This window comes from Bradyrhizobium sp. (assembly GCF_049512235.1).
Lineage (GTDB): Bacteria > Pseudomonadota > Alphaproteobacteria > Rhizobiales > Xanthobacteraceae > Bradyrhizobium.
Map to the genome: position 1 here is coordinate 1 of NZ_JBEKXH010000222.1, position 10,523 is coordinate 10,523.

The 10,523-nt window shown below is 63.2% G+C and carries 8 protein-coding genes and 1 pseudogene; 7 read left to right on the forward strand and 2 right to left on the reverse strand.

Annotated elements, in window-relative coordinates:
• The 7 genes and pseudogenes from ABSG20_RS20065 to ABSG20_RS20095 form a co-directional block, all read left to right on the forward strand.
• A pseudogene (locus tag ABSG20_RS20065) lies at positions 1-217 on the forward strand (ABC transporter ATP-binding protein); the annotation flags it as partial.
• Positions 214-2,676, forward strand: coding sequence for an ABC transporter permease (locus ABSG20_RS20070; RefSeq protein WP_423866256.1), 2,463 nt, complete (start codon positions 214-216; stop codon positions 2,674-2,676). The pseudogene ABSG20_RS20065 and the gene ABSG20_RS20070, both read left to right, overlap by 4 nt.
• Positions 2,666-3,772: a lipocalin-like domain-containing protein gene (locus ABSG20_RS20075; RefSeq protein WP_423866257.1), complete on the forward strand. Its 1,107-nt coding sequence runs from the start codon at positions 2,666-2,668 to the stop codon at positions 3,770-3,772. The genes ABSG20_RS20070 and ABSG20_RS20075 overlap by 11 nt, the downstream gene beginning before the upstream one ends.
• Positions 3,773-3,801: 29 nt before the next feature.
• Complete coding sequence (locus tag ABSG20_RS20080) at positions 3,802-4,194, forward strand: MAPEG family protein (RefSeq protein WP_423866258.1); 393 nt, start codon at positions 3,802-3,804, stop codon at positions 4,192-4,194.
• Between the two features lie 287 nt (positions 4,195-4,481).
• Positions 4,482-7,697, forward strand: coding sequence for an AAA family ATPase (locus ABSG20_RS20085; RefSeq protein WP_423866259.1), 3,216 nt, complete (start codon positions 4,482-4,484; stop codon positions 7,695-7,697).
• A 55-nt stretch (positions 7,698-7,752) separates the two neighbouring features.
• Entirely contained in the window at positions 7,753-8,244 is a 492-nt protein-coding gene (locus ABSG20_RS20090) for a hypothetical protein (RefSeq protein WP_423866260.1), read from the forward strand.
• The gene (locus ABSG20_RS20095; RefSeq protein WP_423866261.1) at positions 8,241-8,945 is read left to right on the forward strand and encodes a class I SAM-dependent methyltransferase; all 705 of its coding nucleotides are present in this window, start codon (positions 8,241-8,243) and stop codon (positions 8,943-8,945) included. Before ABSG20_RS20090 ends, ABSG20_RS20095 begins: the two co-directional genes overlap by 4 nt.
• A gap of 162 nt (positions 8,946-9,107) precedes the next feature.
• Here ABSG20_RS20095 and ABSG20_RS20100 read toward each other — a convergent pair whose 3' ends face one another.
• Positions 9,108-9,257, reverse strand: a complete 150-nt coding sequence (locus tag ABSG20_RS20100; protein WP_423866262.1) for a tautomerase family protein — start codon at positions 9,255-9,257, stop codon at positions 9,108-9,110.
• A 40-nt stretch (positions 9,258-9,297) separates the two neighbouring features.
• A complete protein-coding gene (locus ABSG20_RS20105) occupies positions 9,298-10,491 on the reverse strand; it encodes an ABC transporter substrate-binding protein (RefSeq protein ID WP_423866263.1) in 1,194 nt (397 codons plus the stop codon).
• Between the last annotated feature and the right edge of the window lie 32 nt (positions 10,492-10,523).

Here is a 10,523-nt window from a genome sequence, read left to right on the forward strand (position 1 = left end):
CGTCGCGATCGGCCGCGCGCTTGCGGTAAAGCCGCTGCTGCTGCTCGCCGACGAGCCGACCGGCAATCTCGACGAGGCGACCGCGGATGAAGTGCTGGCGCTGACGCGCGATCTGGTGAGCCGGACCGGTTGCGGCTTCCTGATGGTGACCCACAGCGCGCGGCTCGCCGCCACGCTCGACCGCCAGGTCCATCTCCACGCCGGGCTGATCGCATGAGCCGCATACTCTGGATCCTCGCGGTGCTGTTGAGCCATTGGCGGCGGCATCCGATGCAGCTCGCGACCCTGCTGATCGGACTGATTTCGGCGACCGCGCTGTGGAGCGGCGTACAGGCCTTGAACCAACAGGCGCGCGCCAGCTACGACCGCGCCGCCGCGACCTTCGGCGGCACGAGAACGGCCGTGCTGGTCGGCCGCAAGGCTGCGACATTCAGCCAGCAACTCTTTGTCGATCTGCGCCGCGCCGGCTGGCCGGTGTCGCCCGTGCTCGAGGGGCGGCTTCAGATCGACGGACACTCGTTCCGGCTACTGGGCATCGAGCCCCTGACGCTGCCCGCGGAGGTCGGCAACGGGCCGGTGATCGACAGCGCCGGTCTGCAATCCTTCCTGACGCCTCCGGGCCAAACGCTGGTGGCGCCCGAGGTGCTCGGCGAACTTGATTTGCCGCAAGGCACGACGCCGCTTTCGAGCAGCGGCGCTTCGCTGCCGCCGCTGCATGCGCAGGCGCAACTGGTACCCGACGTGCTGGTGGTCGATATCGGCATGGCGCAGCGGCTGCTCAACCGGCCGGACCAGCTTTCGCGGCTTCTGGTCGGCAAGACAAAAGGCCCGCAGGCGCCGCTCGAAAGCGTTGCCGGCGAACAACTCCGTCTGGTGGCACCGGACGCGGAGAGCGATCTCGAACGCCTGACCGACAGCTTTCACCTCAATTTGACGGCGTTCGGATTTTTGTCCTTCGTGGTCGGACTGTTCATCGTCAATTCGGCCGTGGGCCTTGCCTTCGAGCAGCGGCTGCCGATGCTGCGGACGCTGCGCGCCTGCGGGGTGTCGGCGCGCCAGTTGAACGCGGTGTTGGTGGTGGAACTGGTAGCGCTGGCGCTGGTCGCGGGTCTCGTCGGCCTGGTCTGCGGCTACCTGATCGCGGCGGCGCTGTTGCCCGACGTCGCCGCAAGCTTGCGCGGCCTCTATGGCGCGGAGATTCCCGGCGAGTTGACGCTCAAGGCCGAATGGTGGATCGCCGGCATCATCATCAGCGTGGTCGGCGCGCTGGCGGCTTCGACCACCAGCCTGATCAAGGCGATCCGCCTGCCGGTGCTGGTTGCAGCCCAACCCCAGGCCTGGCTTTGGGCGCAGCATCGCTGGCTGATGCTGCAGGGCACGCTGGCGCTGATCGTGTTCGGCGCCGCCGGCTTTTTTCTGTGGTATGGCGATTCACTGATGTCGGGATTTGCCGTGCTGGCGGCCCTGCTGATCGGCGCCGCCCTGGTGCTGCCCTCGATCCTGGAAGCGGTGCTTCTGATCGGCCAGCGCAGCGCGCATCGCGCGCTCGCGGTCTGGTTCTGGGCCGACAGCCGCCAGCAGCTTTCGGGATTGTCGCTGGCCTTGATGGCGCTGTTGCTCGCGCTCGCCGTCAATGTCGGCGTCGGCACCATGGTCGAGACCTTCAGCCGCACTTTTATCAGCTGGCTGGACGGACGGCTGGCGGCGGACATTTATCTCAACGCCGCCGACAACGCGCAGGCAAGGGAGATCAAGGCGTGGTTAGGGCAGCGGCCGGAGGTCGAAGCGATCCTGCCCGGCGGCCGGGCCGATGTGCAACTGGGTGGCGCGCCCGTCGAAATTCTGGGTATCGCCGATCACGCAACCTACCGGGATCACTGGCCGCTGCTGCAATCGGCTCTCAAGGCCTGGGTTCGCCTGCGGCCGGGCAATGCCGGTTTTGTCAGTGAACAATTGGCGCGGCGGCTGAAGCTTTCGATCGGCGATGAGATCGAGGTGCCGGCGCCCGGGGGAAACTGGACGATCGAGATCGTCGGCGTCTATGCCGACTATGGCAATCCGAAGGGACAGATCGCCGTCAACATTGCGGCCCTGACCCGGCGCTTTCCCGACCTCCCGCTGACGCGGCTGGGCCTGCGCGTCCAACACGCCGAGATCCCGGCGCTGATCACAGCCTTGCGGGACAAATTCGGCCTCGACAGCCGCAACCTGTTCGACCAGGCGACGCTGAAGGCGGAATCGACGAAGATCTTCAACCGGACCTTCGCGGTCACGGCGGCGTTGAACGCCTTTACCCTCGGCGTTGCCGGGGTGGCGCTATTGACCAGCCTCTTGACCCTTGGCAATTCACGCCTGCCGCAGCTGGCGCCGCTGTGGGCGATCGGCATCACGCGGCGGCAGCTCGCAGGCCTCGAACTGTTGAAGACCCTGTCCGTCGCGCTGATCACGGCGCTGCTGGCGCTGCCGCTCGGCCTCCTGGTGGCGTGGTGCCTGATCGCGGTGGTGAACGTGAAGGCGTTCGGCTGGCGACTGCCGTTTGCTGTCTTCCCGCTGCAACTGCTCCAGCTGCTCGGCGTGGCGATGGCGGCTGCGCTGTTGGCGGCGCTCATTCCCGTCCTCAAACTGGCGCGCATGCAGCCTTTGAACCTGATCAAGATCTTCGCCGATGAACGATAGGCGCGTAAACGATAGGCTTGCGATCACCCGCCGCGCCTTGTTCGGCGGCGCTGCGGCTCTCGCGCTCGGCCGAAAGCGCGCGGGTGCGCAGGGCTTCGCCGGGCTCGACAAATCGGCCGAGGAGTTCGCGCCGGTCACTCCCGGCAGGAAATTTACTTTCCCCGCCGACCACGGGCCGCATCCGGACTATCGCATCGAGTGGTGGTACGTCACGGCAAACCTGGTGGATTCGAGCGGCGCGGCCTTTGGCGCGCAGTGGACCCTGTTTCGCCAGGCCATGAGATCGGGCGCGCAGCAGGAGGGCTGGGCCAATCCCCAGCTCTGGATGGCCCACGCCGCCGTGACCCGGGCCGACAGCCACCGCTTCAGCGAAACATTCGCCCGTGGCGGCGTCGGCCAGGCCGGCGTCGAGGCCAGCCCGTTTCGCGCCTTTATCGATGCATGGGAAATGCGCGGGCTCGATCAGATGCGCGACGACGCCATCGCGCCGCTGCAGCTGACCGCAGCCGCGGAGGATTTTTCCTATGCGCTGCGGCTCGATGCCGATCACGCGCTGGTGCTGCAGGGTGACGCCGGCTACAGCCAGAAATCCGAGCGGTCCGGACAGGCTTCCTATTATTACAGCCAGCCATTCTTCAAGGCGAAGGGTAGCCTCACCATCGATGACCGGCGCACCGAGGTCACCGGTCAGGCCTGGATGGACCGGGAGTGGAGCAGCCAGCCGCTCACCTCGGACCAGACCGGATGGGACTGGTTTGCGCTGCATTTCAAGACCGGCGAGAAACTCATGCTGTACCGGCTGCGCCGGCGCGACGGCCATGATTTCAGTCCCGGCAACTGGATTTTGCCCGATGGCACCAACCGGCAGATCGCGTCAGGCGATCTTGACATCACAGCGCTGAATTGGACCGAGATCGCAGGACGCAGGATTCCGACCCTGTGGCGGGTCGCGATTCCTCGTCTTGAACTCAAGATCGAATGTGTCCCGCTCAATGACAAGAGCTGGATGGGGACGAGTTTTGCCTATTGGGAAGGGCCGATCAGTTTTACGGGCAGCCACGCCGGCGTAGGATATCTGGAAATGACCGGCTATTGAATACAGACGCCAAAAAGGGGATCCTCGAAATGTATCATTTCACCGCACTCGTTACCTGCCTGGCTATCCTGCTTTTTTTCTTCACCTCCATTCAGGTGGCGAGGGCGCGCGCGAAATTCGGCATCAAGGCGCCGGCGATATCGGGCAATCCCGATTTCGAGCGGGTGTTCCGCGTGCAGATGAACACGCTGGAATGGATGCCGATCTTCCTGCCTTCACTATGGCTGTTCGCGATCTATATCAGTGATCCGATCGCCGCCGCGATCGGTCTGGTCTGGATCGCCGGCCGCATCCTCTATATGACCGGCTATTCGCAGGCCGCGGAAAAACGCGGCCGAGGTTTCGGGATTCAGGCGCTGGCGTCCGGCGGGCTCTGGCTCGGCGCGTTCGGCGCGATCGTCCGGCAGATCATCCATGGATGAAGGGATGGTGGCGCAGGCCAATCAATTCGACAGCGGCCGACCTGTAGCGGTTGCGGCGCGGATCTGAAAGACCGTGCCACACGGCGGCGTCCATGGATATCGACGCCATCCACCCGCTTCGGGTTGCGAGGCGGAATATCCGGTCCATACCGGGACTCGACGCTCACCGAAGATAAAGGTGCCCCTGTTTTCGGCGGTCGCAGGGTCTGGATAAATCACATAGATGCCGGTGTGGCCGTCGATGCTAAAGGTTAAACCGGCGTTATTCGCCGCTCAAGGGTCTGGGTATGCAGTGCGCGCAATGCAATAGCCAGAACAGGGACAACAACGACTATTGCGAAAGCTGCGGCGCACCGCTCGGAATCAAGTGCGACGCCTGCCATCACGTCAATGGGCCGGCCAGTCGTTTTTGCGGGCAATGTGGTACGGCGCTGGTGTCGGGCCCGGCCAGCCCCGATCCATCTTCGCAGCGCCTGCTGCGGTCGCTGAGCAGCAAGGGCGGAGAACGCAAGCGCCTCACCGTACTGTTCGCCGACATCCGGGATTCGACCAGCCTGATTGACAGCCTGGGCGATCCCGAACCGGGCATGCGGCGTCTGGAGCCTGTGCTCAACCTGATGAAGGATGCCGTCCATCGCTACGACGGCATTGTCAACAAGGTACAGGGCGACGGCGTCATGGCGCTGTTCGGTGCGCCGCGTCCCCATGAGGACCATGCCGTTCGCGGCTGCCTGGCGGCTCTGGCGATGCAGGACGCGGTGGCGAGGCTTGAAGACCCGGGTATGCAGATACGCGTCGGGCTTCATACCGGCGAAGTCGTCGTCCAGACGATCGAAAACAGCATCTACCAGACCTACGACGCGGCCGGCGCCAACGTGCATCTCGCCAAACGAATGGAGCAGATGGCGGACGAGGGCTGTATTTTCATTACCAGGGATACCTATGCTGGCGCCAAGCAATTCATCGAGGTCGTGCCGCAGGGTATGCAGACCATTCGCGGCATCGCGGCGCCGGTAGAAACCTTCAAGCTGACAAAGCTGCTGAATGCCCCGGCCAGCGATGTTTTCCGCAGCGGAAGGCGCCTGACTTCCCTGATCGGACGCAGCGACCAATTCGCCGCCCTCGAACTCGAACTCGCAAATACCGTCAAGGGCGACGGCCGGGTGGTTGGCGTGGTCGGAGAAGCCGGGATCGGCAAGAGCCGGCTTTGCTTCGAGTTTACGGAAAACTGCCGGCGGCAAGGCGTTCGCGTCTATGAGGGACGGGTGCTGGCGCACGCGCGAGCGACGCCGTTCCAGCCGGTGCTGGAACTGCTGCGCGATGTCTTCGACATTCGCGCCAGGGACTCGCTTGAGGGGGCGCGCCGCCGCGTCGTCGAGCGGTTCGCGGCACTGTCGTCTTCCGAGCAGAAGCTGCTTCTGTTGCTGGACTTTCTGGGCCTCGCCGACGCCGCGCGCCCGGCGCCCAAGCTCGACCCCAGGGCGCTGAAGATACAGTTGCTGGACGTGGTCAGGACGCTCGTGCGTTCGGGGCCTCGCGACACCGCTACCGTCGTCGTGATCGAGGATTTGCACTGGATCGACGCGGCCAGCGAAGAATTCGTCGAGGCGCTGGCAGAGGCCGTCGTCGATACCACGACGCTCCTGATCGTCAATTTCAGACCGGGCTTCGTCGCATCCCTCATGCAACGTCGGCATTATCGGCAGATCGTCATGCCTCCGCTCGCCGCCGAACAGGCCCAGCTGTTGCTGCGGCAGCATTTTGGTGAGGATCCGTCGCTGGCCACTTTAAGCCGGGATATCATCGAGCGCGCGCAGGGCAACCCGTTTTTTCTTGAGGAACTGGTCAATGCGATCGCCGAACGCGGCGATTTCGAGGGCGAGAGAGGCGCGTTTCGGTTGAAGGGTGGGGTCGACACCATTCCACTGCCCACCACGGTTCAGGCCGTCATTGCGGCACGCATCGATCGCCTTGAGGAAACGGCCAAGCAGGTTCTCGAAACGGCCGCGGTGATCGGCCGGGTGGTCTCGCTCTCGGTCCTGCAACGCGTCACCGCGCTCGCCCATGGCGAATTGTTCGAGGCGATATCCCAGCTCAGGGAAGCCGACTTGCTTTACGATTTCCCGCCCTTCGACCAGGGGCTTCTCGCGTTCCGCCATCCCCTGATCCAGGAGGTGGCTTACGCGATGCAGCTGCGATCTCGACTCATCGTCTTGCACGCGGCTGTCGCCATCGCCATCGAATACTTCGACTGGGGCAAGCTCGACGAATTCGCCGGGCTTCTCGCCTTCCATTATGAGGCGGCGGGTCAAACAATGGAGGCGGTCGCACATCTGCAACGCGCCGCCAGATGGATTGGCCGAGCGAACTCCGCCGAAGCCCTCAAGAGCTGGAAAAAGGTCCGGGCGCTGCTGCAGGATCAGCCTCGATCCGAGCACAACGACCGACTGCGCGCCTTTGCCAGCGGTCAGATTTTGAACTTCGGTTGGCGCGAGGGTATCTCGGCCGATGACGCAAAGCCCTACGCCGAAGAGGCGCTGAAATATGCGCCCAACGAGCCGATACTGCTTGCCGCATACGGCCGGATCCTGGCGGCAACCGCGGCCGCGGACGATTATGTTCGTGTCATGCAGGACGCGCTGAAACTGACGCCCAGCGAGGGGGACATCGGACGCTTCGCGATTGTCAATGCGATGCTCAGCCAGGCGTTCTTCATGGCCGGCCGGTTGACGGAAGCCCTCGATGCCGGCGCCCTCGCGCTGGCCGCCATTGCCGAGCAGGGCGGTTTCGAGACCAACGTGACCCTGGGCCTGAACGCCGACCAGATTCTGGGCTTCGATGTCGAACACTGGATCAAGTGCTTCAAGACGAGAATACTGGTCCGGCTCGGCCGCTTTGGCGAAGCCAAAGCGCGGATCGCTGATGTATTACAGACCGCCCCGGAGGGCGTCGCCCCCATCGTGCAATTCATTGCTCATCAATCATCGGTTGAAATGGCGTGGGGGCTGGGCGACCCCGATCTGGCTAGCCAGGAAGCCACGAGGGTGGCAGAGATGGCCGCGCAATCGGCGATGCCGTATTTGCGTGTCAGGGCTATGGTGTGCGCCGGCCTCGCAAAGGCCACTGCAGGCAATTTTGTCGCGGGAGCGCAGGACCTGCAAGCGGCGATTGATTTCGGCCGCAGTGCCAGGGCTGGGATTGAATACGAGGGTCGGATGCTGGCCGATCTCGCTGAGGTTCTCTACCGCGCGGACGATCTCGGTGCCGCGCTGGAAGCGGCCACGGAGGCTATGGCCGTCGCCTTGCGGCGAACCGATCGCGTCGCCGAGTTGCACGCGACCCTCGTACAGGGGCTTATCCTGACCGTCGCCGGCGACCGCAGGGACGATGCTGAGGCCGTCCGGCTGCTCGAGCACGCCGAGCAACTGTTCACCGTATCCCACGCAGCTTTCTTTCAACCCCAGTTGTCCCAGCTTCGATTGCAGCTTGAACGGAGTGTCTAATTAGGTGCAGAATGTCGCGTTTTTCAGAGGTGAATTTAGACCGGAGGACTTTTTTATGGGTGACTTCATTAAAGACAGCACCACGAGTGACATCCTTGTCCGGCTGAACAAGCGATTTGACCCGGACGAGCTGCCCGAAATGGTCGCATTGCAGAAGGAATTCAAGGTATTCTCGGCCGAACATAGCCTGCAGCAATCCTTTGCGCTGCTCGGCATCGTGCCGGCGGACTGGTCGGAGCGACAGCGCTGGTATCGCTTCCTGGATCATCTCAAGACCTACAAGTCGGATCTGCCGAAGGTGAGCGGGCACGACCGGGTGATCAAGGCCATCAAGGACAATCTGGAGGCCGACAAGTCGCTGCCCATGTCCATCGTCTGCCACTCGGCGGCAGACGACCCTAACGTGAAGGCATCAACGGGCAACCCCTTCGTTTTCACTTCGGGCACCTACGCCATTGTTTCAATTCCGACCACGCCCGCACGCCAGGCCCGGCGGCAGCCCGCGGACGCTGCGAAGGCGCGGCCTGCGAAGAAAAGCAAAAAATGAGTCTCTCGCGGAAGGCCGATCGCACAGGCATTGAGCCTGTCGAGGGGATTCTGCGGGACGTCTATTCCGACATCGAGGCCTATTACAGCGAGCGTGTCGCCAGACATGGCGCCACGCCGCTCGGGGTGGACTGGTCATGCTGGGCCACCCAAAATCTTCGCTTTGTCCAGCTCCTGAAGATTTGCGACTTCTCTGCGCCCTTTGCATTGAACGATATCGGCTGCGGCTACGGCGCGCTCGCCGCCTTCCTCGCTCTGCGTCACGGCGATGCCAAGATCGACTATCTGGGCGTCGACCTCTCGCGCGCCATGGTGCAGCGCGCGCGCCGGCGCTTTTCAAGTCCCGATCACCGCTTCGTCGTTGCCAAATCCAGCCCGCGGATCGCGGACTATTCCGTCGCCAGCGGGATCATGAATGTCAGTCTCGGCCATTCCCGCGCGGTCTGGGAGGACTTCGTCGCCACGATGTTGCGGCAGATGCGACAGACGAGCCGCCGTGGGTTCAGCGTCAATTTCATAAGCGACGCGACCCGCGCCGGATCGCCGGCAACAACTCTCACCGATGGTCTCTATCGCACCATGCCGCAACCATGGATCGGCTATTGCGAAAGTCAGCTTGGTTGCTCCGTCGAAATCATGGATGGCTATGGCATGAGAGAATTTACCTTGCTGATCCGATGCAATGACACGACAGCGGATTGAAATCATGGGTACGAACCTCGCGGCGTATCGAATTGGCTGGCCGCCCTCGCCGCGCCCACTCTGTCTTTATGAGCGGAATTACCTCGCTCCCGGTCCGATGCGCGTTTCGCGACCGCGGCGGCGCGCGATAGGACTTGCCCGCGTGCGTGAGGAAAGCGGCAGCTACTGCTTCGGGGCGTACTGCATCTCACCGCTTCCGAATGACCAGTTCTCGGGCAAGACATCAACGAGAGAGATAAAGACGTCCTGCCTGCGCACGCCGGCCCTGGTGTGGAGATCGTCGGCGACCTTGCGATAAAATGCTTTCTTCACGTTTCACGTCGCAGGCCACGACCCGATGATCGCCTCCCGATCATTTCGTCAGCGGGCAGCCCGAGTCCTTGGCGGACAGGAACGCCTTGTCGCCCGGAACCACTGCGAGCTGCTTGTAGTAATCCCAGGGCTTCTTGGACTCCTGCGGCTTCTTGACCTCGAACAGATAGAGATCGTGCACCATGCGGCCGTTTTCCAGCACCTTGCCGGCTTGCGCGAACGCGTCGTCGACCGGAAGCTCCTTGAGCTTTCTGGCGACGGCTTCGGTGTCCTTGGTGCCGGCGGCCTTGACGGCCTTCAGATATTGCAGCGTCGCCGAATAGGTGCCGGCCTGGATCATGTTCGGCATCCGGCCGGTGCGCGCGAAGAAGCGATTGGCCAGCTCGCGGGTCTTGTCGTTGTGGTCCCAGTAATAGGCTTCGGTCAGCACCAGGCCCTGGGCGGCTTCCAGGCCGAGGCCGTTGACTTCCGAAAGCGTCAGCAACAGGCCGGCGAGCTTCTGGCCGCCCTTGACGATGCCGAATTCCGCCGCCTGCTTGATCGAATTGGTGGTGTCGAGGCCGGCATTGGCGAGCCCGATGATTTTCGCCTTCGAACTCTGCGCCTGCAGCAGGAAGGATGAAAAATCCGACGAGTTCAGGGGAATGCGGACCGAACCCAGGATCTTGCCGCCCTTGGCCTTGACGACGTCGCTGGTGTCCTTTTCCAGCGCATAGCCGAAGGCATAGTCCGCGGTCATGAAGAACCAGGTATCGCCGCCGGCTTCGACCAGCGCGCCGCCGGTGCCGACCGCGAGCGCATGGGTGTCGTAGGCCCAGTGGAAGCCATAGGGCGTGCAGGCGTCGCCGCTCAGCCGTGAGGTCGCCGCACCGACCACAATGTCGATTTTCTTTTTCTCCTTCGACAGCTCCTGCACCGCGAGCGCGACCGACGAGGTCGTCAGCTCGGTGATCATGTCGACGCCTTCGACTTCATACCAGCGCCGCGCAATCGCGGTGGCGAGGTCGGGCTTGTTCTGATGATCGGCGGAGATCATCTCGATCTTCTGGCCGAGCACGCTGCCGCCGAAATCCTCGATCGCCATCCTGGCGGCCTCGACGGAATATTTTCCGCCGTAATCTGCGTAGACCCCGGATTGATCGTTCAAAATACCGATCTTGACGCCCTGCGCCATGACCGGACCCACGAGCACAAGCCCGCCAGCCGCGACGGCTGCCAGCAATACCGATTTCATGAGATGCCTCCCCCAAGCTTTCCGTTGTTGTC